The sequence below is a fragment of the Aeromonas sp. FDAARGOS 1416 genome (genome assembly GCF_019048085.1).
Taxonomy (GTDB): domain Bacteria; phylum Pseudomonadota; class Gammaproteobacteria; order Enterobacterales; family Aeromonadaceae; genus Aeromonas; species Aeromonas veronii.
Window position 1 is genome coordinate 1,464,827 of sequence record NZ_CP077301.1, and the last position, 24,899, is coordinate 1,489,725.

Consider the following 24,899-nt stretch of genomic DNA (forward strand, 5'->3'; position numbering starts at 1 on the left):
CATTTTTACTGGGATGGCGGGGTGTTTGTCTTTCATGGCGCAGCCATAGAAGCGCAACCCTCGCACTCACCCCGAGAGATTATGTCTCCAAGCGCGGCTCCCGCCGATAGGCGGCTCTGAACTTTCCCGAGAATGACCCTCCTCCCCCTTCCCTGCCAAACCAGTCTTTAATGCCCCAGTCAGAGCGACCAGTCGGAAGGGTTGAGGAAGGAGCGCAGCGAGGACGAAACCCTGTAGGCTATGGGGCGCGGGTGGTGACAGCCTTTGCTTCCTGTCGAAGACAAGCGTTATCTGCGGTCTTGTACTTACTTTTAATAGTTCACTCAAATCTTGTAGTGGTCTTTTAAATTAGGCACTATTGGTATAGTGCTATAGTTTTTACTATTGGATGAAATGATGATTGATATTCAGAGTGCTTTTTATGGTGTTTGTGGATTGCTGGCTGCAATAGCCATTTCACAGCCGAGATTTTATATTGAGTATGCGTTCCATCTTCTTGTTGCTGCTTATTTCAATATTGTTTTGATTCTTGCTATTACATTGGTTTCTTTGAAAGTTGCTAATGATATACCTGAATATAAGAATGAACTTAATGATTTTGCTAGATATTTTTCAGAGTTTCTATTGTCAATCGATAATGCTCATACTGTTTCTTTTATGGTCTTACTATTTATTGTGTGGTTGAACTTATTTGTTTTATGTACGTTATTGAAGCTATATGGTGATAGATCTGGGCGCTTGTAAATTAATTTTATTGGTGAGGTTAAAGTGAGTGATAATTCAGATTTTTTGAAGTTTCATGAGAAAAGTAAGGCTATGTGGGCTGAAGTTGAAGAGGAGATTGAACGGAAAAAGGACGTCGAGGCCAACAAAGAAATTTATTCTGCAATAATGTCATCAAATTCTAGCTATACAAACCTTATTATTGTTGCAGGTTATGCTGGTTACTTTTCATTGTTGAGTGTGGTTAAGGATGGGATATCTATATTGTATATGCTCTCATCAGCATTTTTAATTTTGATTTCTATTTCAACGTTTGTGATTTTTGAAGTTTACAAAATGCATAGCGTTTTATCTCACGTGAATAAGGTTATAATATCTTTATCTAATAATGGTTGTCGTGCTTCTCAGATATTAGATGCTGTTAAACGTGAGCAACAGCGCTTTAATCTTTCAGCCATGAAATATTGGTATGTATGTTTATGGGTATGTTTATTGACTGGTTTGGGGGGTGTTTTGGTGCTGCTGTTCGCATTATTAACCTCTTTTGTTAGGTTTTTTTTTAGTTAACTCAGCGCATTGGTTTGCCGATCTTCTCCTTGCCCCCCGTGTAGTAATACGGGGGGAATTCTACCCCATCCCCTACCCTCTCGGAACCCTTCCAGCCTCGATGGTGGGGCCATACGGGCAACCTCTGTGCTCAGGCCCACTCGGGCAAGTGTTTAGAGCAGGGGCGCTCTTACTAAAGCGCGGGGGGCGCAGCCTCCAGCTTTTGCGGCGCAACGCGCCGACATATACCTTTTCTATCAACCAATCTGGTAGTTGTGGCCTATAATTGACACTGTTAATAGTGTGGTTTCTGGTTGTGGTAAAGCCATTGATAACAAAGAGATTCCTATGGATACCACCTTAAAAATATTATGCCACTTGTTTAGTTTTGACCTTCTCAAAAATGCTAGCCCTATGGTTGTTGGATTGGCTCATCGCGCAATTCGGTTTGGCTTTGATAGTCTTTCTGCAGAGCAGAAATCGGTTCTTAAACCCTATCTATCCGTTAAGTGTTGTGGTTATGAAGATGAGGATGGGGTACACCTGTGCTCTAAAGTTTTAGAGGGTGAAGAGCTTTTGGAGGCTTATGGGGCTTCGGGAGGGGCTTGGTGGCTTCAATGTCGTCACTGCCACGCGGCAACGAATTACATTGCCTATTGCGCTTCAGCTCATGATGAATAAAAGGGGGCCGCAGCCCCCAGGTTCACATTACGCCTAGCTTTTTTCTCCAGTAGAAGGCTTCCATCTGCCGTTCGGATCTCTCCGCTTGGATGATGGCTATGGCCTCCAGCCTTCGCCTGTCGTAGGTGACTCCTGTCGGTGATACAAGGCAATCATTCTTCATACGCCAGCCTTCCCATTCCTTCCAGATAGTGGGCAACTCCCTACCCGAAGCCATACGCATCAGCCGTTTATAGGCAGGTGGGATTTCTTTGCCCTTATCCCAATATGTGACCTGCCTCACAGAAACAAAACAAAGATTGGCCGTTTCTTCAATTGATAAACCGCACTCAAACCAACGAAAAATGAAGTTTTTGGTCAACTCTCGTTCCATCCAAGTAAATACCTGATAAACCAGCAAAATTGCGTGGAGTGGCTTATCGGCGGGTTTCGGATGGGCATTTAACAAAACGTCGCATTATGCGCAATAATGGGTGCAGGAGGACGAAATGAAGAGAACCGAACAATGGAGCCGCTTTGATGTGGCTGACGTCTTGGCCACTGAGGCCGACATGGTTGCCTATCTGCTGGCAGCTCTTGAAGATGGTGATCCGGCGCTGCTGACTGCGGCGCTTGATGATGTGGAGCGTGCTCGCAGCCAAGCTGCTTGGCCAGCCGCGCTACACTCTGGAAGAACTGTTGGCTCAGTGTGACCCCAATGCCACACCACCAGGTGAAATGGATTGGGGTCAAGATTAGAGATTACGAGGAATAAGCAGACGTATGCTTCGACGCATAATTATTGCAGGCCTCATTGGCTTTGTGCAATTCATTGGCTTTAGACCAAAGTTGCTCTGACGAGGCTCCAGACTTCTTCATGGCCTCATACTCTTTTCTAGTTTTTTCTCATTCTCGCTGAGAACAAGCATCTCATCATCACATATGTTCATATATAGGAGCTTCCTCGTAAGTAGAGCAAAATGCTCTAGACAGATATGAGTCCAGCTTGGATGAGTTTCAAGCTGTGGCGAGCTGAGGCACTAAACTGATGCCGATAAATGTGGTTATCGGCATCACGTGAGAGATAACAATGCTTTCTTCAGCTGGTTCTGCGGCACAATTCCTTCATCAATCCAGCGCATGACGATGAACCGTCACGAATGCCAGTCTTGGCCAGTTTAAGAAGATCCTCACCCAAGTCAGCAAGACCTGCTATCCGGTTACCCTGCTGTTTGGCAATGTAGAGGTCGGCCAACTTGGCCAACTGATCCGCCACAGCCCCCTCGCCCACAACATCTACTCGCTCAACCAGGAAGTCAGGCGGTGCCTTTTCCTGGTTGAAGTAGTCATCCCAATGATCAGACATCCCCCCTCCCCTTAGTCGATATTCTGAAACCACAAATGTCCCATTTTGAGACAAGAGTTCACTATTAAATCAATACGTTGTGCGGAATCCCCCTCACTTATTGAACATTATGTTTGATTTTCACAGTTAAAACCCTCGTTATTACAATGAATATTCTTAGAAATATCTGTCCCCTACTTGAGAGGTCTCTCTCTGGAAATATTGATACTCCTTTTTGTAAAGCAGCCATAAAAATGCCGACTATCGCAATAGATTCCCCTTACCTTAATCCTCACGGCTTATTGTTGTGGCTGACATAATTGCGACTTTTTTGGAAGTTGGGTCAATTCATATTCAAGGCACGTTTGGCGATGGCCAATGTGGGTGGCTGGCAGGTCAAGTAGAGGTTGCTGTTGAATTGCTGCAATATGCGTTTGAGCTCGTTCATATCATCGGGATGGAGGGTTAAGGACCAGAGTGCTCTGGGCTGGCCGTGATGGAGGCCATTGGTATAGATAATGGTGCAATCTTCAATACGCAACTCTTTGCAGTGGGCCTCCATCTGCAGGCCCACATCCGGAAACCAGATATGCAGTGTGCCTGAAGAGATAAAGGTGAACTGGGCCATGAGCGACCCTTTGCCAACGATCCTGAAGGTGTTTTCCACCACTGCCACTTGCATACCTGCTCCTTGGTATCTCATTAATATTGAAATCAATATCACCAATGATGAGTGGATATGCAAGTGTGATAACAAGGCGCTGTTCAACCGAATATGATTGCTTCCGGCATCGGGTGTTCTCGTTGTTTCAGCAAGCAATTTCGTTTTTTGCTTCTCTGCTACGGGATAAATATGTATCCCGCAGATGGCAAGGTGCCTGTTCTGAATCATCCATGTGAGCCAAAAATATTTCCTGAACCGATTGTCATCCAGAGAAGTACAACATTGCCGAGCCAACTTCTATGACACCCCAAACAAGCCATTGTGTTTTCTAAGAGCAGTCAATACAAATCAAGGGTAATGTCACGTTGTTCGTTAGCTTTTGTGAACGTTATCTCTCATTTGTTGGTTCAGTCGGTCCAGCGGCTTTTGCTGGGCGCTCTCATGTCGTTCACTGTTGCTGGTGTGCAGGTATTTCGAAGTGGTGTCGATGCTGTCATGTCCTGCATCGGCCTGTACGTGGGAGAGCGGCCGCCCGTGCAGATTGATGTCATGGGTGATCCCGGTATGGCGGATCGCATGGGGAGATAGTTGCCGCATTTCGGCTGCATCCTGGGCAAATCCATCCTGCTCTGCCAATTCTGCCCCTTTACCGATGATCACCATGATCAAATCCCGTAGCTGGCGAATTCCCAGATTGGCGTTGATCTCCCCCTGCTCGCGACCGTTGGCTGCCGCTTTATGGCGAACGAACAGTGGCGTCTGTTCATCCGGTGTCGGCAAGGGAGAGAGACCGAGGAAGCGGCGGTAGCGTTCAAGTGCCGCCAACAGTGCTTGGGATACCGCTACGGTACGCCGTTTGCCCCCTTTGCTTTGCGGAATAAAGTAGCCCCACACGCCGGTTTTGCGATCCCGCCTGAACTGCCCCATCACAGGGGTAAAGCCCGGCCGGGCTGCAACCTCAGAGATCCGCAGATAGCAGGCGTACATCAGAATGGTGAGAAAACGGCTGCGCTCGTGTTGCTCCGGATGGTCGTTGGCAAGGGTATCGGCGGCCTGCATCACGTATGACCACTGCAATTCGCTGAAGGCCTGCACCTGATCATCGGCCTCCTGCTGCTGCGGCCGTTTGACCCGCTGCAGTAGCAGAGCGGGATTCCTGTCCATGTACTCCTCCTGGATCAGGAACTGGAAGAAGGCCGACAGGATGGCCAGCTTGGTCTTCATCGCCTGCTCGCTCAGGCGATAGGGCAAGGTGCGGCCCAGCTCCCGCTTGCCGAGAAACGGTCGCCATTGCGGATTGGGCAACCGCTCTCCCCACTCCTTGTCGAGGACAAACTGCGCCACGTTGCGATAGGCGATCAACTCGTCAGGGGGGGACTGACAGTAGTCGAGATAGCGGATCATGATGCGGCGAGTGAGATCTTTCGGGCTGATGGCCGCCTCGCGAAAGCACCAGTGCAAAAAAGTGGTCAGTTCGCTGCGATAGGTTTTGTAATTGTTTTCGCTGTTGCGCTGCTCCAGCAGCCAATCGACCGCCAGTTCGTAAACTAGACCGGCATCGGGTACATCGTTGAGGCTGAGGTTGGCAAGGTACTGATTGACCTGTGGGTTACCGGCCTCCAGATAGATAAGGCTGTCAAACAGCGGCATGGCTGGCGGCAAGGATAATGGTTGTTGAGTCATGGTGTTGCTTGTTGATGCTGAAATGAGTCGATATGAGCCTGTGAGCCGAATTGCTAGAAAAGGGCTCGTGATAGATGAATGTGGCTTCTATTGGGATTTGTATTGCCTCTTGTTGTTGCTGATTAAGTGTCGCTCAGTGATGCACGCTATTTTGTTATGCATTGGATATGCACCGCTGTTAAAAAATTCTCGGGGTAAATAGCCGTAAAAATGCTTTTAAATGCAAATAAAGTGAATGCGGTGAGCTGTTTATCCCGAGAAATAGCAGGTCTGTGCAATCAGGCCACCTGTTTGAGTGGCTTCTCCTTGCGCTTGGCTGCTGGAGTCTCTTCCTCTTTCGTGCCAGCCTGAACCTTGCCGCCACGCAGCAGGGTTTGCAGCACATCGCGCTGCTCTGCCAGGTAGAATGCCAGACTCTCTTGCTGCTCTGGCGCCAGCTCGATCGGGGCGCCAGCCAACAGGGTCATCAACTCGTCGGCCGTATCCAGCAGCTTGTCATAGGCATCGGCCTCTTTTTTGCTGGCAAAGGTCATTTTTTCCACTCCCCCACGAACAACCACATATTTGATTTCGACAGCCATGATGGCCTCCTCTTGGTGATGATGGATAGAGTATATGTATGGATATACAGTATTGCAAATAACCTCACCGGAAAAGAGTTCGCCGGGGTTCAGCGACAAAAGCCGCGTTGGATCAAGTTGTCTCAAAGTGCCATTTGACTTCCACGCCTGACTGGTCGGATCATGGCCTTATGACGATCGTACGACACCTGTTTATCCTGCTGATGGTAGAGGTGCTGCTCCTCGGGAGTATCGCCCACTTGGTCGTGGGACTCCCCTGGCTGCTGACCCTGCTGTTTGTCGTGTTTGCCCTGCTTGGGTTGCGTTGTCTGGTGGTGCTCGGCAGCTGGCTGTTTACCCGCTTCTACCCCTCCCCGGCTATCGGCCCCTGGCGCAGGGTGAAGATGATGGCGCAGGAGATGCTGGCCTACCTCTACACCTTCACCTTGTTGTTACCGTTCGAGCCTTTGCTGATGGCACCCGATCGGCTGCGTCCATGCCAGCGCCCCGTATTGCTGGTGCATGGTTACGGTTGCAGTCGCGGGATCTGGCGCACCCAGCGCGCCCGATTGGAAGCCGCAGGCCATGTGGTTGCCACCATTACCCTGATGCCACCATTTGGTCATATTGATGAGATGGTGCCACTGCTGGCCACCCGGATTGACGATGTGCTGGCGCAGACCGGGGCTGACAAGCTGGTGCTGGTTGGTCACAGTATGGGCGGGCTGGTCTGCCGCGACTATCTGGCTATCCATGGTGGTGGCAAGGTCGCGCGCCTGATCACGCTGGCTACGCCTCATCAGGGCAGTCAGCTGGCCGCCCTTGGGCTTGGGGCCAATGCCCGCGAGATGGAGCCCGGTTCCGGCTGGTTGCAGCGTTTTGCCTCTGTGCCGCTTTGCGTGCCCGGCATCTCAGTGCGCACCAGTCACGACAATGTGGTGATGCCGCAAGAGCGGCAACGATTGACGGGAATGGAGGATATCGAGTTGCCCGCCATTGGCCATCTCTCTTTGCTCTACTCCCGTCGCACGACTGATCTGGTGCTTGATCTGCTGTCCCGAGTCTGATCCTCCTTATTCGTCCTTCAACTGTTATTCCTGTGCCGTCCTGAATATGGTTTACACCTTTCCCCCCCAATAAATAGAGAACCCGATGGGACAAGGTGTGAAACGGACACAGCGCGATTACTCGCTGACTTTTAAACTGGCACTGGTCGAGCAGATTGAAAAAGGCGAGCTCACCTACAAACAGGCTCAGGTGCGTTATGGCATTCAGGGCCGCTCCACCGTTCTGGTATGGTTGCGTAAACCTAGTCGGCAAGATTGGAGCCAGGGGGCTTCTGTACGTGCCGGCAGGAGCATCACCATGCCTGACCCCGACAACCAGACACCCGAACTGCGCATCAAGGAACTCGAGCAACAGCTGGCGCTGATGAGTCAGAAAGCCCAGTTCTTTGAGGCCGTCGTCGATGTACTGAAGAATGACTACGGCGTCTCCATCGTAAAAAAGCGACCCGGCAAGTCCTCTCGCAGCGGCAAGTCGAGAGGCTGACCATTGTCAGGGCTTGCCTGTTTCTCGGGATAAGCCGGCAGGCTTACTACAAGCGCAATCGGGTCGCCGACGAGCGCCATGCACAGGGATTGCAGGTGGTGCGCTTCGTGCGTCAGGTTCGACTGCGACAACCGCGGGTGGGCACTCGCAAGCTGCATTATCTGCTGCAGGGTCAGGATGATGACGGGCTCAAGGTCGGGCGGGACAGGCTGTTTCGGATATTGACCGAGCACCGCCTGCTGGTGCCACCCAGACGGGCGTATCACAAGACCACCCACAGTTTTCACCGTTTCTACCGTCATCCCAACTTGCTCAAGGCGGGGCCAGAGCAGGTTACGCCGGTGGCCCCGGAGCAGGTCTGGGTTGCAGATATCACCTATCTGCCAGCCAGGAGCGGACCGCTGTACCTGAGCCTGGTGACGGATGCGTACTCACGCAAGATAGTGGGCCATCACGTGCACGAAGGGATGCATGCCGAATCGGTGGCGATGGCGTTCAAGAAAGCGCTGAAGCAACGGCGTGGCGGCGGGGAGCTAATCCATCACTCAGACCGCGGCGTGCAGTATTGCTCGGGACTGTATCAATCATTACATGAACGGTACGGGGTGAAATGCTCGATGACGGATGGGTATGACTGTTATCAGAATGCGTTGGCGGAGCGGGTGAACGGGATTTTGAAAGGAGAGTTATTGTTGCAAAGCCCGCAGGATTTGGCGCAAGCGCGGGAGATGGTGCGTGAAGCAGTAGATATTTACAACGCGGAGCGGCCGCATCATGCGTTGAAATACAGAACCCCCGATGCGGTACATAGGGGGTTCTGAGTAGAGAAATGCTAGTTGAAAATGTGTAAACCTATTTCAGGACTAGACATCCAAATAAAACAGGGGCCTGATTGCTCAGGCCCCTGTTGATCTCTTTATCCCATCATCCGGTTAGAAGTGGATCCCCTTGATCAGGGTCGAGACGGCAACCTGATCGGCGGTGGCTTTGGACTTGTCGCCATCCTTGGGATCGGCAAAGGTGCGGAAGCTGGTATTCATGATCACCTGGGCGACACGTGGTGCCAGGGCATGCACCACCTGACCAAACACCCCGAGGCGAGTGGCCAGACGAACGTGCTTGTTGATGATGGTATCGCATACCAGATCGGCAGCCTCTTCCGGCGTCATCATCGGTACCTGCTCATAGACCTTGGTCGGTGCGACCATAGGCGTTTTCACCAGCGGCATATTGATGATGGAGAAGCTCACCCCTTTGTCGGCAAACTCGGAGGCGGCGGTACGCACCCAGGCATCGAGGGCCGACTTGGAGGCAACATAGGCGGAGAAGCGCGGCGCATTGGTCAACACCCCGATGGAGGAGATGTTGATGATGTGCCCTTTTTTCTTCTCGATCATGGTGGGTAGCACCCCCATGATCACCTTGAGTGCGCCAAAGTAGTTGAGCTGCATGGTGCGCTCCAGATCGTGGAAGCGATCGAAGGAGTCCTCGATGGAGCGGCGGATGGAGCGGCGGATGGAGCGGCCGGCATTGTTGACCAGAATATCGACGCCACCGTGATCGGCCACGATGCGAGCGGTGATCTCCTCGGCCTGCGCCAGATTGGAGAGATCCCCCTGATAGATCTCGATGGTCAGCCCCAGCTCGGCAAACTCCGCTTTAGTCTCTGCAATCTTCTGCTCGTCGCGGGCGATGGTAACGACGTTGGCCCCCGCCCCCGCCAGCTTGCGCGCGGTTGCACGGCCAATGCCGGAGGTGGCCCCGGTCACCAGCACCACCTTGCCCTCTACCCGACCACGCAGGGAGCGATCGATGAAGAGTTCCGGGTCGAGGTGACGCTCCCAGTAATCCCACAACCGCCAGGCGTAGCTGTGCAGCGGCGGCACTTCGATACCGGTCCCTTTCAGTACCCGCTGGGTTTCGCGACTGTCGAAACGGGTGGGATAACTGATAAGGCGGAACACATCCTTGGGCAGACCCAGATCGGCGATGGCGGCATCGCGGATGCGGCGCACCGGCGCCATGGTCATCAGCATGGCGGTCAGGTGGCGGGGAATGAAATTAAAGAGAGAGGCGTTGATGCGGATCGCAGGCTCTGGCGCATGGGCGGCGCGGGAGAAGGTGCTCAGCATGTCGCCAACCCGCATCGGATTGGGGTCGGTCAGGTGAAAGGTTTTGTTCTCCTCGCCCTCTTGATGGGCGATATGCACCATGGCATCGACCACAAAGTTGACCGGCACGATATTGATGCGCCCGCCCTCAACCCCGATGGCTGGCATCCAGGGCGGCAGCAGACGGCGCAGTTTCTGAATGGTCTTGAAGAAGTAGTAAGGGCCGTCGATCTTGTCCATCTCGCCGGTGTTGGAGTCACCGACAACGATCCCCGGTCGATAGACTCGCCACGGAACTGTGCACTCATTGCGCACAATCCCTTCCGCTTCGTGCTTGGTCTGGAAGTAAGGCATGTCGAGGTGTTCGGCCTCATCGAACATGTCCTCGCGAAACAGACCGTCAAACAGGCCCGCTGCAGCGATGGAGCTGCAGTGATGGAACTGCCCCACCCCCAGCCGCTCGGCAAGTTGAACGGCTTGACGGGTCCCTTCGGTGTTGACCTGCTGCTGGATCCCGGCCTTGGCGTTGAGATCATAGATGGCAGCCAGATGGAAGAAGTGGTCGATCTTGCCGATCAACGGCTCCTGCATCTCGACCGACACCCCCAGCAGCGGTTGCGTCATGTCACCAAAAACCGGGACTGCGCGCGATTCATCCACATTCCAGAATGCAAATAACTCCGGCAATTTATCCTGATGAGAGGCGCGCATCAGAAAATAGACGATACAGTCGGGATGCTGTTGGAATAACTTTTTGATCAATCGACGCCCGATAAAACCACTACCGCCAGTAATGAAATAGTTCATAAAGAGAATCCTGCTACTGATTAGGGTGTTACTAGGTTGTTAGATATATCACGATTCATATGGGAATCCGCAATTTGATTGTCGGTTCGTGAGCAAACCCTAATTTCGGTGGTGTGCCTGTTCCGTTATTAGGTAGAACCCTCTATTTTTTGTCCCTAGACTGAAGTTGAAAAATCAGTAATGCCACAACCCGATTGCAGTTTCGTTGTCGCCATTACATTTAACTGTCGTTATTCAAGGAGAAGATCATGGCTAAGAAATTGAAAGCGCTGGCAGGGTCAGTGACCGACAACCAACTCACCTCCACCATCAAGGAGTCCACCCAGCAGATCTGGTTGGCGGGTCTGGGTGCCTATGCCAAGGCGCAGGAAGAGGGTGGCAAGATCTTTGAAGCGCTGGTGCAGGAAGGCGAAGCGCTGCAAGCAAAAACCCGTCAGAGCGCAGATGAGAAGATTGCCGCTGTGACCGACAAGACCGCCAATACCTGGGGCCGTCTGGAGCAGGTATTTGAAGATCGCGTGGCGCGCGCTGTGGCCAGCCTCGGCATTCCGACCCGCAAGGATATCGACAAGCTCTCCAAGCGCATGGCCGAGCTGACCGACGTGGTCCAACAACTGCTGGATGCGCAGGAAGAGGAAGCCCCTGCCGCTGAAGCCAAACCGGCTGCCGCCAAAAAGCCCGCTGCCCGCAAGCCTCCGGTAAAGAAGGCGCCGGTAGCCAAGGCTAAAGAGGCCGTGGTTGAGCAGGCCGCCGATCTCCTCTCCGCCGCTGAAGATGCGGTGAAAGAGGTGAAAGCCAAAGCAGAGAGCGTCCTGCCCTGATCCCTCGCGGTGACGGAAGGTGATTGATACCGGCCCATGCCCTGCGCTGGGCCGGTCTTGTCATGATGAATGTCATGGATAGGGAGGCAACGCTATGAGTACCATCGCAATTGCCCTTGCTGGCGGCGGGCCGCTCGGCGGCATCTACGAGATCGGTGCCTGCGCAGCCCTCTCTGACAGCATCAACGGCCTGCGCCTGGACCATGCCGATATCTATGTTGGCGTCAGTTCGGGGGCCGTGGTGGCGTCGGCGCTGGCCAACGGCATCTCGCCGGCTAAGCTGGTGCGGATCCTGCTCAGCGATGATTCGGGGGAGATGTTTGACCCGGCTACCTTGCTGCGCCCCGCCTTTCGTGAATATGCTGACCGTCTGACCTCGATCCCGCCGCTGGCGTGGCAGAGCCTGACCTACTATCTGGCAGCGCCCTGGAAGCGCAGCCTGTTTGAGTCGCTGCAGGGGCTCTCCAAGGCCATTCCGACCGGACTGTTCGACAACCGCGGGGTAGATCGCACCCTGACCCAGTTTTTCTCTCGTCCCGGCCGCAGTAACGATTTCCGCCAGTTGCGCAGCAGACTGTTTGTGGTCGCTACCGAACTCGACACCGGCCATCCGGTCGCCTTCGGTAGCCCGGGGCTCGATGACGTGCCCATTTCGGCGGCGGTACAGGCGTCCGCCGCCCTGCCCGGCCTCTTTCCCCCTTCATTGATTAACGGTCGTTACTATGTGGACGGGGCGCTGATCAAAACCCTGCACGCTTCGGTAGCGCTGGAAGAGGGGGCGGATCTGGTGTTCTGCATCAATCCGCTGGTGCCCTATGATGCGGACATGGCCGCCGGCACCCCGACCAATCTGGTGGACAGCGGTCTGCCGGTGGTGCTGGCCCAGACTTTTCGCGCCATCATCCACTCCCGCATGCATGTGGGGATGGATCGCTACAAACACCAATATCCCGACGCCGACGCCCTGCTGTTTGAGCCCTCTTCTGCCGATGGCGAGATGTTCTTCACCAATGTGTTCAGTTACCGGGATCGCCGCCGTCTCTGCGAGCACGCTTACCAGCATACCCGCAGCGATCTCTGGCAGCGTCGTGACGAGCTTGCGCCAGTGCTGGCCAAGCATGGCCTTGAGCTCAATCTGGCCGCGCTGGCCGATGAAGATCGCACCCTGCTGGCCCCCGGCATTGGCTCGGTTGCCGCCCTCGACAAGTCGCTGGAGCAGTTGCAGCACTGGCTTGCCAAACGCTATCGCCACGGCGTGCGCCGTTCATCACCAAAGGAATAGCATGGATCGCAAACCCAAACGCCGTACCCGGGAGCGGATCCTGACCACTGCCCTCGCCTGCTTCAATCGACAAGGGGAACCCAGCGTCACCACCTCGGCCATTGCGGCCGAGATGGAGATCAGCCAGGGCAATCTCTATTACCACTTCCACAACAAGGAGGAGATCGTCAACGCCCTGTTCTGCGAATTTGAACAGCAGATGGATCGCCTGCTGGAGGCGGTCAGCACCCCGTCCGATGAACCAGAAGATATCTGGCTCTTTCTCCACCTGATGTTTGAAGCCATCTGGCAGTACCGTTTCCTCTACTACGATATCGCGACCCTGATGAGTGGTTATCATCAGGTGGAGCAGCGCTTTTCCGCCCTGCTGCGCCGCCAGGAGCAGACCGCCATCGCCATTTGCAACCATCTGCAAACGGCTGGGCTGATGGAGGGCACGGCGCAACAGATGCGCACGCTGGCGGCCAATGTGGCGCTGGTGGGCACATTCTGGATCTCTTATCAGCGGGCACTGCATCCCAAGGCGGACGCCGATATCGCCCTCGGCGTCTTTCAGGTGATGCAGCTGGTCGCACCCTATTTGCGGGCCGATGCCCGCGCTCATCTGGGCGCCCTCGCCCACCACTACACCGACAAGGTTTGATTCACATGCTACAGGGAGCACAAGCATGACCACTTCACAACTCGAATTTGTCCCCTTCCCCTACGCGGATGCGGCCTATGACTATGCCGGCCAGAAGCTGGCGGACAACTGGGATCGTCTCCATCAGGGGGATGCCGAACCCTGGCCCGAGGATGAGCAGGTACAGGATGCCTGGCGGGCCTATCATGCTGGGGATTTTGCCCGAGCAGTTGCCCTTGGCGAAGCGGCCGGTGAGGCTGGCCTCAATGTGGCGAACAAGGCGCTGGTGATCCATGCCAGCTATCTGCTGGAAGACAAATATGCCAAGCGCGCCGCCTTCGAGCGGGCGGCCAGCCATGCCGAGAAGCTGCAAAAGCGTCAGCCCAAGAACGCCAATGCCTGGTATTTCCACGCGCTGGCACTTGGGCGCTACAGCCAGGTGATCTCCATCTCCAAGGCCCTCTCTCAGGGTATTGGTGACAAGATCAAGGCAAGCTTGGAGAAGGCACTGGAGATCGAACCCGGCCACGCCGAAGCCCATATTGCCTTTGGTGCATGGCACGCCGAGATCGTCGACAAGCTGGGTGCCATGATCGGCGGCCTCACCTATGGCGCCAAGAAGGAGGAGTCCGAGCGTCACTTCAAGGAGGCGCTGGCACTGATCCCCGACTCCGCCATCGCGCGGATGGAGTATGCCAATGCCCAGGTGATGCTGCATGGGAAAAGCCGCCTGAAAGCGGCCGAAGCCCTCTATGCCGAAGCGGCCGAGTGCGAACCCATGGATGCCATGGAGCGCCTTGATGTAGAGGCGGCGCGCGAGGAGCTGGAGGATTAACCGCCATTCCTACCGCTAAGAAAAACAAAAGGCCAACCCGCGGGTTGGCCTCTTTTATGATGGATGCTGACCGGTTGGTTACGCCGTCACCGGTCGCTCAAGTGCACACTCAACCCAGCAGCGCATCAAGGCCGTTCGGGTCAAACAACAGCTCCGGCTCCATCAGAACCAGCAACAGCAGTTGCTCGAACTCCACCGCAAACCGCTCGACCACCCGATCCGGATCCGGTACCAGCTTCTTGTCGGTGATAAGGCCCAGCTGCACCTTGTGATCGTAAGAGAGGATGGAGACGCCGACGCCGATATCCCCCGATTGCGGCACCCAGAACAGCGGCTGACGCAATTTTGCTCCAGCCAGATAGAGGGTCTGCTGCGGGCCGGGCACATTGGTGATCACCGCGCTGGCCTTGGCCGTGAGCAGCTCGACGGCCTGCTGCTGCACCGCATTGGGGGCCATGCCAAGGGCATGTAACAAGTTGAGCACTACCACGGGTTGTAGCGAGGTGCGCAGCTCCTGCATCCGGTCACGTACGGTATAGAGCCGCTGCAACGGGTGTTCAACATCCAGTGGCAAGTCCAGGGCCACCAGCCCGAAGCGGTTGCCAAGTGCCCCCTCATCGTCCGGTGCACGCATATTGACTGGCACCAGGGCGCGGATCTTGACCTTGTTGGCATCATCCCCCTTCTCCTGCAGGTAGTGGCGAAACGCCCCTGCGGTGGCGGCGATCAGCAGATCGTTGACCGAGCAGCCCAGAACCTTGCCCACTGCCTTGATATCCGGTAGATCAATTTGCTCCGACCAGGCCACCCGCTTGGTGCTGGTGGTCTTGCCACGCAGGCGACAGGGTGAATCATCACCGAGGGTGGCGATATTGCACAGCTCGCTCGCCACATCCCGTCCGGTCTTGAGGTAATCCACCGCCTTGGTGGGATGGGTGACCACTTCGACATATTTGGACCAGAGGCTACCGGTCAGCTTGAGACCGGCCCGCACCAGACGGCTGCCCTGGTGGCAATCCTCCTCATCCTCGTCATCGCTGTCATCCAGTGGCTCCGGTGACGGTGGTCGCGGCGCCCCTTCCGGGGTGTTATCCATCATGGTCAGCATGGCCCGCACCAGCGAGAAGCCATCGCCCATAGCGTGGTGAATGCGCACCACCAGCGCTTGCCCACCCAGCGAAGTGTCGGTCAGGTGCATATCCCACAGGGGGCGCTGGTGGTTGAGCGGCGTCGAGGCGAGATCGGCCACCAGCTTCTCCAGCTCCAGCTTGCCCGCTTCACCCGGCAGGATCACTCGCTTGAGGTGCTGATCGAGATCGAAATCGGGATCATGGCGCCAGTAGTAGGAGCCCCCCTCCAGCACGGCCCGCTGGTGGAAGCGGGGTTGCACCGAAATGGTATGGCGCAATCCGGCCCGCAGACGCGCTTCATCAAGCTCTCCTTCAAACATCAGGACACCGATGATCTGCATCAGGTTGTTGGGTCTGTCCATGCGTAACCAAGCGGTATCGACGCAGGAGATAAATTCACTCAGTGGCATGGTTGTTTCCCTACAAAATGAATTTACCGAGGCGGCAAATTGCTCCTTCCCTCATATCCGGATGAAGGCTTGATGCAATCAGAATGACTTTAATGAGTGCCGACTCGAAATATGAAATAAAGATGAAAGATTACTTACAAAATAGAATCGAGACCTTGCCGGATAATAAATCTGACAAACCATATGGCTTGCCAACTTATTTCAAACAGCCATCGTTTACAGCTGGTTTATTTAAAACCAGTGCAACGAAGAGATTCAAACACGTTTGGGGCAAGGTAAGCGATTGTCGACATAATCGAGGATCTCTTGCTCCAGTACGCTGCGTACCGGCAACAGCATCAAGCCAAGATGTACTTCCAGTTCCAGGGTATCTTCGTCCAGGGTGAGAGTGCCATGTACCCCTGAGCCGCGAAAACGAAGCTCGGTCTCCTCTTCATCTGCCCATTCGCAATCGAGTTGATAGCTCTCGCTCATGTCCGCAGCGATGGCTTCGGCCGCGATCCGGGCGGCGGCCAATCCCAGCGGATGCTGCCGGCTGATCAGGATGGTAGAGAGTGCGCTGTTGCCAGCGAGCGAGTTGAAGAACATGGTCGTTACTCTGGGTCATAAGTTAGTTATTGATATTAAACACATGTTCACAACAAATGAAAGGATGGTTCACATAAATGGGACTCACTTAACAGAGTCGAGAGGGATGCAGGCCATCAGCGGGACATGGCATTTATTCCCTCCCCCGTGCGCGCTACACTTGTCACGGAACGGTCAGCAAAAGCTGCTTGTTTTTCATTCACTTGTATCTTCGTATCACCGAATTCCCATCAATGGGCCCAAGGCCAGAGAGCTGTAGATGACGCATCAAGAACATGCCCACGACGACGATAGCACCCTGGGTCGGCTCTACCGCCAGCTCAATCGGGTTGCAGCCTTGCGCGAGCAGATGCGTGCTCACCAGGAGGATCTGCAGGATCGGGATCGGCTACGCCAGTGGCAGGCCGACCGGTTGGGGCGGACCCATCGAGATCTGCTGGAGAGTGACCGCTATGGCCCTGCCGCCGAGTTTTTCCTGACCGATCTCTATGGCCCCGGGGATTGCGCCCGCCGCGATGCGGACGTGATGCGGGTGATGCCGACCGCCGAGCGGCTGTTGCCGGAGTCCGGCCTCAAGGTGCTAGCGCAGGCGATCGAGCTCGACGCTCTCTCCGAAGAGCTGGATTACCTGATGGTGGTGGCACTGCGGCGCATTGATGGCATTGCTCCCATCACGCCGGACCATTACACCATCGCCTATCGTGCCGTGGATGAACAGGCGCGCCGCGAACATCAGATTGCGCTGGTGAGCGAGCTTGGCATGACGCTGGACAGACTGGCGAGAAAGCCGCTGCTGGGGGCGACCCTCAAGCTGGTGTCAGGGCCCGCCCATCTGGCGGGGCTTGGCGAGCTCTTCTCCTTTGTCGAGCGCGGCTATCAGGTGTGTCATCAGATGGGGCGTGCCAACGAGTTTCTCGAGACCATCGCCAGTCGCGAGACGGCCATCATGATGGCGCTCTTTAACGGCGACAGCAGTGCGCTTGAGTAAGGCTTATCGAGGGATCTGCCGCCGGAATAACAAAGCGGGCCGATGAGCCCGCTTTTCGTTTATCACTGTTTGCCGATATGTAGCCCAATACAAGACCGGTCAGATCACCAGCAGATCCATAAAGGCGTGTACCGAGGTGGCGGCAAGGCGCGGCCCATCCTGACAGAGGGCCAGAATATCGTTGACCCGTTTGGCCGGGAAGCGGGTGGCCAGATTGTGCTGGAATTTCTCCATCAGCAGCGGGATCCCCTCCTCCCGACGGCGACGATGGCCGACTGGATACTCCACCTCCACCTTGGCGGTGTGAGTACCGTCCTTGAAGAAGATCTGGATGGCGTTGGCGATGGAGCGCTTGTCTGCCTCCAGATATTCGCGGCTGTAGCGTTTGTCCTCCTGCACCACCATCTTGCCGCGTAGCGCGTCGATGCGGGGATCGGCGGCAACATCGTCCTCGTAATCCTCGGCGACAAGGCGACCGAAGATAAGCGGCACCGCCACCATGTACTGCAGGCAGTGATCACGATCTGCCGGGTTGTTGAGGGTGCCGACCTTGCTGATGATGCGAATGGCCGACTCATGGGTGGTGAGTTCGATGCGGTCGATCTCATCCAACCGCCCCTTCACCTGAGCGTGCAGCTTCATGGCGCACTCCACTGCGGTCTGGGCGTGGAACTCGGCGGGATAGGAGATCTTGAACAGCACGTTCTCCATCACATAGCTGCCGTACCCCTGGTGCAGGGCGAACTGGTTGCCCTTGAACAGCACATCGTAGAAGCCCCACTTGGGGGCGCTCAGCACACCGGGATAGCCCATCTCGCCGCTCATGGTGATAAGGGCGAGGCGCACCGCGCGGGAGGTGGCATCCCCCGCCGCCCAGCTTTTGCGCGACCCCGCATTGGGGGCATGACGGTAGGTCCGCAGGCTCTGGCCATCGACCCAGGCTTGGGAGACCGCATCGATCACCTGATCGCGGGAGCCCCCCAGCATGTGAGTCACCACGGCGGTGCTGGCGACCTTGACCAGCACCACGTGATCGAGACCAACCCGGTTGAAGGAGTTCTCCAGTGCCAGCACACCCTGAATTTCGTGGGCTTTGACCATGGCTACAAGCACATCGGCCATGGTGAGCGGCGCCTTGCCCTCGGCCACGCGAGTACGGGAGAGCCAGTCGGCGGTGGCGAGAATACCGCCCAGATTGTCGGATGGGTGACCCCACTCGGCGGCCAGCCAGGTGTCGTTGTAATCGAGCCAGCGGATGATGGCGCCGATATCCCAGGCCGCCTTGACCGGATCGAGGCAAAGCTGGGTACCGGGCACCCGGGCACCATGGGGTACCAGTGTACCGGGTACGATGGGGCCAAGGTGTTTGGTGCACTCGGGGAAGCGCAGGGCCAGCAGGCCACAGCCGAGCGTATCCATCAGGCAGTAGCGGGCGATGTCGAGAGCCGCAGAGCTGGTAATGGGGTGGTTGCAGACATAATCGGCAATATCTACCAGTACCTGATCGGGCTCGGGTCTGTGGTTGACGTCGACGTTGGCGGACATCGTGATTTCCTTATCGTTGTTGTAGAGAGACAAAGTGACGGGGGGCCGGGCCGACATAATCGGCGCTCGGACGGATGATCCGGTTGTGCTCGCGCTGCTCCATCACGTGGGCGCACCAGCCGGTGACCCGCGAGCAGACGAAGATAGGCGTGAACAGCTTGGTCGGGATCCCCATGTAGTGATAGGCGCTGGCGTGGAAGAAGTCGGCGTTGGGAAAGAGCTCTTTCTCTTCCCACATCACCTTCTCCGCCTCGCAGGAGACGCGATAGAGGCGATCATCACCCACCGCCTCGGCAAGCTTGGCCGACCACTCCTTGATGATGACGTTGCGCGGATCAGAAGTGCGGTAGATGGCGTGGCCAAAGCCCATGATCTTCTCCTTGGCCGCCAGCTTGGCCAGCAGTTCGCGCCTTGCCTGCGCCTCGTCTTGCCAATCTTCAATCATCGCCATGGCCGCCTCGTTGGCACCGCCGTGGAGCGGGCCACGCAAGGTGCCGATGGCGGCGGTGATACAGGAGAACATGTCAGAGAGCGTCGAGGCGCAAACCCGCGCCGCAAAGGTGGAGGCGTTGAACTCATGCTCGGCGTAGAGGATGAGGGAGACATGCATCACCCGACGCTCCAGCTCGCTCGGCGCTTTCTGGTGCAGCAGCGCGAGGAAATGGCCACCGATACACTCTTCATCGGTATCTAGGGCGATGCGAACGCCCTCGTGACTGAACTTGTACCAGTAGATCAGAATGCCCGGAAAGGCGGCCAGCAGCCGATCCGCCACTTCATGCTCATGCTCGAAACCATCTTCCGGCTCCAGATCGCCGAGCATGGAGCAGCCAGTGCGCAGCACATCCATGGGATGGGCATCGGCGGGAATGCGCTCCAGTACCTCCAGCAGCGGCAGGGGCAAGGTGCGCAGGCGACGCAGTTCGCGCTTGTAGGCGTCAAGCTGCTGCTCACCGGGCAATTCCCCCTTGAGCAGCAGATAGGCGACCTCCTCGAACTGAGCGCTGTCGGCCAGCTCCTTGATGTCATAGCCGCGATAGGTAAGACCAGTGCCGCTCTTGCCTACTGTGCAGATACTGGTCTCCCCTGCGCTTTGACCGCGCAGACCGGCCCCGCCCAACGGTTTTTGCTGTCTCATAAGCTGCCTCCTATTCCTTGGCTGTAAACAGACGATCCAGTGTCTGCTCGTAGTGGTGATATCCGAGGAAGTCGTAGAGCGACTCCCGGGTCTGCATGGTCTCCACGACGGCCCGTTGATGGCCATCCTGGCGAATATGGTGATAGACGTTGAGGGCGGCCTGATTGGCTGCGCGGTTGGCACTTAAGGGGTAGAGCACCATGTCGACCCCGTAGGCGGCCAGTTGCTCTTTGTCAAACAGCTCGGTTTTGCCGAACTCGGTCATGTTGGCGAGGATCGGCACTTTGGCCGCCAGCTTGAACTGGTCGTACTGGGCAAGCTCGGTCACCGCTTCGGCGAAGATCATGTCGGCACCGGCGGCCACATAGGCAGCGGTGCGTTCAAGAGCAGACTCCATCCCCTCCACCGCCAGTGCATCGGTGCGGGCCATAATGACGAACTCGCTATTCTCGCGGGCATCCACTGCTGCCTTGATGCGATCGCACATCTCCTCCAGCGTGACCACCGCCTTGTTGGGACGGTGGCCGCAGCGCTTTTGGGCCACCTGATCTTCCATATGGACGGCGGCAACCCCGGCTCGCTCGAACGCGCGAATGGTGCGGGCGATATTGAATGCCCCGCCCCAGCCGGTATCGATATCGACCAACAGCGGCACACGGGTCGCAGCAGTTATCCGTTCGGCATCGATCAGCACGTCGTTGAGGGAGGTCATACCGAGATCCGGCAAGCCGTAGGAGGCATTGGCCACTCCGGCACCTGAAAGATAAATAGCTTGAAAACCGCTGCGCTCGGCCATCAGCGCCATATAGGCATTGATGGTGCCGACGATCTGCAGGGGATGTTCATTGGCAAGGGCGGTGCGAAAGCGCAGGCCTGCCGAGGGGGACAAACTGGACATCATGACTCCTTTCACCTGTCTAGTCTGGCTATCTAATATCACGTTTACGTTAACGTCAACTATACTTTCGTAACATTCTGGCCGCAGGCAAGACAGGAAACCGGTTTTAGGGTAAATTTCACCAATTCCTTCAACAGGTTGAATTGTATGATGGAGCCCGGTTCCGTAATTGTCTGTCCGGCGTGCGACTTGCTGATCCAGCGCAAAGCACTGCCGCTGCGTCGCCATGCCCACTGCCCGCGATGTCATCAACATCTCTATGGCCGTTATGCCTTTCGTCCCTCCCAGTTGATGGCCCTGACCATCACCGGATTTCTGCTGCTGCCCTCCGCCTTTTTTGAACCGCTGATCTATCTGCGGCTGGCTGGGGTCAATACCGACGCCGACCTGCTGCGCGGTATTCTGGTGCTGTTTGGCGAGGGAGAATGGTGGGTGGCCAGCCTGGTGCTCTGGTGCGCCGTGTTGGCGCCAGTGGGATTATTGGCGGGGATCTTTGTGCTGGCTTCGGGTCTGGCCAAACGTTGGCACATTCTTCCCGTCACTTTGAAGCTGGTCGAGGTGTTTCGCCACTGGGCCATGCTGGAGGTCTATATCGTCAGCCTGCTGGTTGCCCTGTTCAAACTGATCGACATCGCCGATGTGCGCCTCGGTGGCGGGTTGCTCAGCCTCGGTATTTTGATGCTGCTCAACATGACCCTGCTGATCCTGTTTGACCCCGCCCCCTACTGGGCGCGGATCCCGTTAAAGGAGCCGGAACATGACCAGCGCCCGTGAGATGGGACTCTGCCGCTGCCATACCTGCGGTCTGCTGGTGCGCTATCAAGCCGGGGCAGTCTGCCCCCGTTGCAGCAGCAAATTGCAGGTGCGCATCCCCCGCTCCCTCGCCTGGTCGTGGGGCTTGCTGGCGCTCGCCACCTTCATGTTGTTGCCTGCCAATCTGTTGCCCATTACCCATTTCTACAACAAGGGGTTACTGCAGTCAGATACCATCTTCAGCGGTATCATGATGCTCTATCGCAGCAAAATGAGCGGGATTGCCACCATAGTCCTCACCGCCAGCATACTGGTACCCGTGGGCAAGATATTGGGGCTGGGCTGGATCTGCTGGCAGTTGCAGCGGGCCAAACCGGTGCGGCGCAAGCGCCAACTGGTGATGTATCGGGTGATCGATTTTATCGGTCGCTGGTCGATGCTGGACTTGTTCGTGATTTCGCTGATGGTGGCACTGGTCGATCGGGGTGTGCTGCTGAGTGTCCGCGCAGGCCCGGGGGCCACCGCCTTTGCCGGTGTGGTGGTGCTGACCATGATGTCGGCCCGCATGCTCGATACCCGTTTACTGTGGGACAAGGCGGCCCGTTAATGATTTCTCTGTTTTTGTCTGATGCGCTGTTTAATCCAGCCAATAAGGAGTCACTATGATCGGGGCTGAACCCGTCATCGAAAAGCGCCGCTGGTTATCGCCGGTCTGGCTGTTACCCCTGATAGCCCTGCTGCTGGCAGGTGGCTTTCTCTATCAGCAGGTATTGAGCCGTGGCCAGCTTATCCAGATCAACTTCGCCCAGGGCAACGGCATCTTGCCGGGTAAAACCCAGGTTCGTTATCAGGGGGTGGCCATCGGCGTGGTGCAAGAGCTGGAGCTGGCTGAAGATGGCCGCAAGATTGCGGTGATGGCCAAGATTGACAGCCGTGCCAGACCGCTGATCCGCAAGGGATCCGACTTCTGGCTGGTGAGCCCCAAGGCGTCGCTCACCGAGATCTCCGGCCTTGATACCCTGGTCTCCGGCAACTACATAAACCTGCAACCGGGGCGTGAAAGCAATCCGCTGGAGGAGACCTTCGATGCACTGGAGGGCCCTCCTCCCGGCTATCAGGCTCAGGGTCGCATGCTGCACCTGACCGCCGATTCGCTGGGGTCGGTGGGGATTGGCGCCAAGCTCTATTTCCGCGGTATCGAGGTGGGCAGCGTCATCAATACGCGCCTGGGTCAGGACAACCAGAACGTCATTCTGGATCTGGTGATCGAGCCGCGTTTCGAACATCTGGTCAAAGCCGATACCCGCTTCTGGAACATCAGTGGCATCAAGGGCTCCTTCAGTCTGGCTGGCGTCAGCGTGGAGACCGGCAGCCTCACCTCCATTCTGAGCGGCGGCATTGCCTTTGACTCGCCCAAAGATTCACCGGAGCCGGAGAAGGGACAGACTTTCGTCCTCTATAAAGGGCTGGCGGAAGCAGCGCGCGGTGCGCGTATCGACATTGCGGCTGGTGATCTCCCGGTCAAGGAGGGGATGCCCATCCTCTATGAGGGGATCGAGATCGGTCGTATCGACCCCATTCGCCTCACCGACAAAGGCCGTGTGGTCACAGCGCTGATCAACCCGGAGCAGGCTTATCGCATTACCGACAAGAGTCAACTGGTGTGGGAGAGCGTCTCCCTCTCCGCGACCGGCGTGCAGCATGCAGATCGCCTGCTCTCCGGCCCGGCCATTCGCCTCGACTATGTAGCGGGCAAACCGGTACAGAAGATGACCCTGACCGATCGCGCGCCCCAGAGCGGCACCAAGGTGACGCTGCAGGCTGACGATCTGGCGGGGCTCAATCAGGATGCACCTGTCTGGTACAAGGGATTGCAGGTGGGCCGTATCAGCCAGCTCACCCTGGATGCGCGCGGCAATGCCAGCGTCGAGCTGGTGATGGCGCCGAACTATGGTCATCTGCTCAACCGTGCCCGCTTCTATCGCGCCGCCCCGTTGCAGATCGATGCCGATCTGAGCGGCATCAAAGTAGAAACCAGTCCGGCCAGTGCATGGTTGGGGGGCGGGATCAAGCTGGTACAAGCCAGCAGTGGCGAGCGGATTAACCGTCTCTACCCGAGTCAGGAGCTGGCACTGCTCGGTACCCGTGATGCCAAGCCGCAGCGCTGGTTGCTCAAAGCAGATCAGGCCGATGGCATCGGCATTGGCTCACCTGTACTCTATCTTGGGCTTGAAGCGGGCAAGGTCAAACAGCTGCGTGCCGCCAAAGAGGGGGTCGAGATCGAACTCGAGATTGATGGGGTCTATGCTCCCCTACTCGCCCAGCAACCCCAGTTCTGGAAAAAACCGGCCATCGACACCAAGGTGCGGGTCGATGGGGTGCAGGTCAAGGTGGGCAACCTCGGTACCTTGCTGCGCGGTGCCATCGAGTTCGATCGGTTGGCCAATGGCCGCAGCAGTCATCAACTGTTCGATTCCAGGGAGCAAGCCAAGGCCAAGGTGCGCCAGCTGTCACTGGTGGCAGAGAGCAATCCGGGGCTCGGGATTGGCAGCCCGATCCGCTATCGCGGTGTCGATATCGGCAAAATTGAAGAGATCGAGTTGGAGCCGTCACTGGGTCAGGTGATCTTCAAGGCGGAACTCGATGGCCACTATGCCGAGCGTTTCCTGCAGTCCGGCGCCCGCTTTACTCTGGTGCAGGCCAAGCTGGGGCTGGGCGGTGTCGCTCACCTTGATACCCTGATCAAGGGGGCGTTTGTAGAAGCACAACCCGGTAAAGGCGCTGGCAAAGATCGCTTCCCCTTGAGTCAGGTCGGCCCGGTGGGTCTGGCCCTGACCCTCAAGAGCCCCTCCGTCAATGGCCTGAGCGTCGGCAGCCCGCTGCTGTTTCGCAAAATGGTGGTGGGCAGTGTCACCAAGGTGGCGCTGGCTCGGGATGGTAGCGAGGTGGTGATCGATGTCAACGTGGATCAGGAGTATGCCCATTTGGTGCGGGCCAACTCCCGTTTCTGGAATGTCTCCGGGGTCAAGGCGGATATCGGCCTGACCGGGGGTACCATAGAGGTCGAGACAGTACAGAGCCTGCTGGCCGGCGGCATAGCCTTCAATACGCCGGAGAGAGAGATGGGGCCAACCGTCAAGGCGGGACACAGCTATGCGCTCTACGGCAAGGCCGAGAAAGAGTGGCTGGAGTGGAGTCCACGTATCCAGCCCTGATTTCTTCCCTTTGTATCTCATCCA

Annotated in this window: 25 protein-coding genes; 14 read left to right on the forward strand and 11 right to left on the reverse strand. The window is 56.5% G+C overall.

From position 1 onward, the window contains the following. Positions 1-393 precede the first annotated feature (393 nt). From I6L46_RS06480 to I6L46_RS06490, 3 genes are all read left to right on the forward strand, one after another. The gene (locus tag I6L46_RS06480; protein WP_216977679.1) at positions 394-744 is read left to right on the forward strand and encodes a hypothetical protein; all 351 of its coding nucleotides are present in this window, start codon (positions 394-396) and stop codon (positions 742-744) included. Positions 745-768: 24 nt separating this feature from the next. Then, positions 769-1,290, forward strand: a complete 522-nt coding sequence (locus I6L46_RS06485; protein WP_216977680.1) for a hypothetical protein — start codon at positions 769-771, stop codon at positions 1,288-1,290. Between the two features lie 327 nt (positions 1,291-1,617). After that, complete coding sequence (locus I6L46_RS06490; RefSeq protein ID WP_216977681.1) at positions 1,618-1,950, forward strand: hypothetical protein; 333 nt, start codon at positions 1,618-1,620, stop codon at positions 1,948-1,950. A 22-nt stretch (positions 1,951-1,972) separates the two neighbouring features. Here the strand turns inward: I6L46_RS06490 and I6L46_RS06495 are convergent, their stop codons facing one another. Continuing rightward, entirely contained in the window at positions 1,973-2,323 is a 351-nt protein-coding gene (locus tag I6L46_RS06495) for a DUF3653 domain-containing protein (protein WP_069526819.1), read from the reverse strand. Positions 2,324-2,438: 115 nt separating this feature from the next. Between I6L46_RS06495 and I6L46_RS06500 the strand changes: the two genes are divergently transcribed. Beyond that, entirely contained in the window at positions 2,439-2,642 is a 204-nt protein-coding gene (locus I6L46_RS06500) for a DNA-binding protein (protein ID WP_236758173.1), read from the forward strand. A gap of 386 nt (positions 2,643-3,028) precedes the next feature. Here I6L46_RS06500 and I6L46_RS06505 read toward each other — a convergent pair whose 3' ends face one another. The 4 genes from I6L46_RS06505 to I6L46_RS06520 all read right to left on the reverse strand — a co-directional run bounded on the left by I6L46_RS06505 (position 3,029) and on the right by I6L46_RS06520 (position 6,202). Continuing rightward, positions 3,029-3,295 carry a hypothetical protein gene (locus tag I6L46_RS06505; RefSeq protein ID WP_216977682.1) on the reverse strand — a complete coding sequence of 89 codons (267 nt, stop codon included), beginning with the start codon at positions 3,293-3,295 and terminating at the stop codon, positions 3,029-3,031. Positions 3,296-3,617: 322 nt separating this feature from the next. Further along, positions 3,618-3,956, reverse strand: coding sequence for a hypothetical protein (locus I6L46_RS06510; protein ID WP_216977683.1), 339 nt, complete (start codon positions 3,954-3,956; stop codon positions 3,618-3,620). A gap of 354 nt (positions 3,957-4,310) precedes the next feature. Further along, on the reverse strand, positions 4,311-5,588 hold the full coding sequence (locus I6L46_RS06515; RefSeq protein ID WP_216978022.1) for a tyrosine-type recombinase/integrase: 1,278 nt from the start codon (positions 5,586-5,588) through the stop codon (positions 4,311-4,313). Between the two features lie 311 nt (positions 5,589-5,899). Next, complete coding sequence (locus tag I6L46_RS06520) at positions 5,900-6,202, reverse strand: YebG family protein (RefSeq protein WP_042055032.1); 303 nt, start codon at positions 6,200-6,202, stop codon at positions 5,900-5,902. 170 nt (positions 6,203-6,372) lie between these two features. On the opposite strand from I6L46_RS06520, the gene I6L46_RS06525 reads away from it, so the two are divergent. Both I6L46_RS06525 and I6L46_RS06530 read left to right on the forward strand, forming a co-directional pair. Continuing rightward, positions 6,373-7,248, forward strand: coding sequence for a triacylglycerol lipase (locus I6L46_RS06525; RefSeq protein ID WP_216977684.1), 876 nt, complete (start codon positions 6,373-6,375; stop codon positions 7,246-7,248). An 85-nt stretch (positions 7,249-7,333) separates the two neighbouring features. Further along, a protein-coding gene (locus I6L46_RS06530) for an IS3 family transposase (protein WP_216977685.1) occupies positions 7,334-8,553 on the forward strand; the annotation gives its coding sequence in 2 pieces (ribosomal slippage) (positions 7,334-7,682 and positions 7,682-8,553; 1,221 coding nt in all). Between the two features lie 111 nt (positions 8,554-8,664). Here the strand turns inward: I6L46_RS06530 and I6L46_RS06535 are convergent. Next, on the reverse strand, positions 8,665-10,650 hold the full coding sequence (locus I6L46_RS06535; RefSeq protein WP_216977686.1) for an SDR family oxidoreductase: 1,986 nt from the start codon (positions 10,648-10,650) through the stop codon (positions 8,665-8,667). Positions 10,651-10,898: 248 nt separating this feature from the next. Here I6L46_RS06535 and I6L46_RS06540 point away from each other — a divergent pair, with 248 nt between their 5' ends. The 4 genes from I6L46_RS06540 (at position 10,899) to I6L46_RS06555 (ending at position 14,210) form a co-directional block, all read left to right on the forward strand. After that, on the forward strand, positions 10,899-11,471 hold the full coding sequence (locus I6L46_RS06540) for a phasin family protein (RefSeq protein ID WP_005333118.1): 573 nt from the start codon (positions 10,899-10,901) through the stop codon (positions 11,469-11,471). 94 nt (positions 11,472-11,565) lie between these two features. Beyond that, positions 11,566-12,753, forward strand: a complete 1,188-nt coding sequence (locus I6L46_RS06545; protein WP_128815567.1) for a patatin-like phospholipase family protein — start codon at positions 11,566-11,568, stop codon at positions 12,751-12,753. Between the two features lies 1 nt (position 12,754). Then, a complete protein-coding gene (locus I6L46_RS06550; RefSeq protein WP_111901102.1) occupies positions 12,755-13,396 on the forward strand; it encodes a TetR/AcrR family transcriptional regulator in 642 nt (213 codons plus the stop codon). Positions 13,397-13,421: 25 nt separating this feature from the next. Then, entirely contained in the window at positions 13,422-14,210 is a 789-nt protein-coding gene (locus I6L46_RS06555) for a hypothetical protein (RefSeq protein ID WP_216977687.1), read from the forward strand. 109 nt (positions 14,211-14,319) lie between these two features. On the opposite strand, the gene I6L46_RS06560 is transcribed toward I6L46_RS06555, so the two are convergent. Next, positions 14,320-15,750, reverse strand: coding sequence for a wax ester/triacylglycerol synthase family O-acyltransferase (locus I6L46_RS06560; RefSeq protein WP_216977688.1), 1,431 nt, complete (start codon positions 15,748-15,750; stop codon positions 14,320-14,322). A gap of 255 nt (positions 15,751-16,005) precedes the next feature. Continuing rightward, the gene (locus I6L46_RS06565) at positions 16,006-16,338 is read right to left on the reverse strand and encodes a polyhydroxyalkanoic acid system family protein (protein ID WP_216977689.1); all 333 of its coding nucleotides are present in this window, start codon (positions 16,336-16,338) and stop codon (positions 16,006-16,008) included. A 259-nt stretch (positions 16,339-16,597) separates the two neighbouring features. Here I6L46_RS06565 and I6L46_RS06570 point away from each other — a divergent pair, with 259 nt between their 5' ends. Then, on the forward strand, positions 16,598-17,326 hold the full coding sequence (locus I6L46_RS06570) for a hypothetical protein (protein ID WP_216977690.1): 729 nt from the start codon (positions 16,598-16,600) through the stop codon (positions 17,324-17,326). A 99-nt stretch (positions 17,327-17,425) separates the two neighbouring features. Here the strand turns inward: I6L46_RS06570 and I6L46_RS06575 are convergent, their stop codons facing one another. The 3 genes from I6L46_RS06575 to prpB are packed head-to-tail and all read right to left on the reverse strand — an operon-like array spanning position 17,426 to position 20,907. Further along, complete coding sequence (locus I6L46_RS06575; protein ID WP_216977691.1) at positions 17,426-18,871, reverse strand: bifunctional 2-methylcitrate dehydratase/aconitate hydratase; 1,446 nt, start codon at positions 18,869-18,871, stop codon at positions 17,426-17,428. 10 nt (positions 18,872-18,881) lie between these two features. Continuing rightward, positions 18,882-20,009 (reverse strand): 2-methylcitrate synthase, encoded by a 1,128-nt coding sequence (prpC, locus tag I6L46_RS06580; protein ID WP_216977692.1) that lies wholly within the window; start codon positions 20,007-20,009, stop codon positions 18,882-18,884. Between the two features lie 10 nt (positions 20,010-20,019). Next, complete coding sequence (prpB, locus tag I6L46_RS06585) at positions 20,020-20,907, reverse strand: methylisocitrate lyase (protein WP_042055048.1); 888 nt, start codon at positions 20,905-20,907, stop codon at positions 20,020-20,022. A 147-nt stretch (positions 20,908-21,054) separates the two neighbouring features. Here prpB and I6L46_RS06590 point away from each other — a divergent pair, with 147 nt between their 5' ends. The 3 genes from I6L46_RS06590 to I6L46_RS06600 are packed head-to-tail and all read left to right on the forward strand — an operon-like array spanning position 21,055 to position 24,875. Continuing rightward, positions 21,055-21,681: a paraquat-inducible protein A gene (locus tag I6L46_RS06590; RefSeq protein WP_005345516.1), complete on the forward strand. Its 627-nt coding sequence runs from the start codon at positions 21,055-21,057 to the stop codon at positions 21,679-21,681. Next, entirely contained in the window at positions 21,665-22,267 is a 603-nt protein-coding gene (locus I6L46_RS06595) for a paraquat-inducible protein A (protein WP_005333132.1), read from the forward strand. The genes I6L46_RS06590 and I6L46_RS06595 overlap by 17 nt, the downstream gene beginning before the upstream one ends. A gap of 55 nt (positions 22,268-22,322) precedes the next feature. After that, entirely contained in the window at positions 22,323-24,875 is a 2,553-nt protein-coding gene (locus tag I6L46_RS06600; RefSeq protein WP_216977693.1) for an MlaD family protein, read from the forward strand. Positions 24,876-24,899 lie beyond the last annotated feature (24 nt).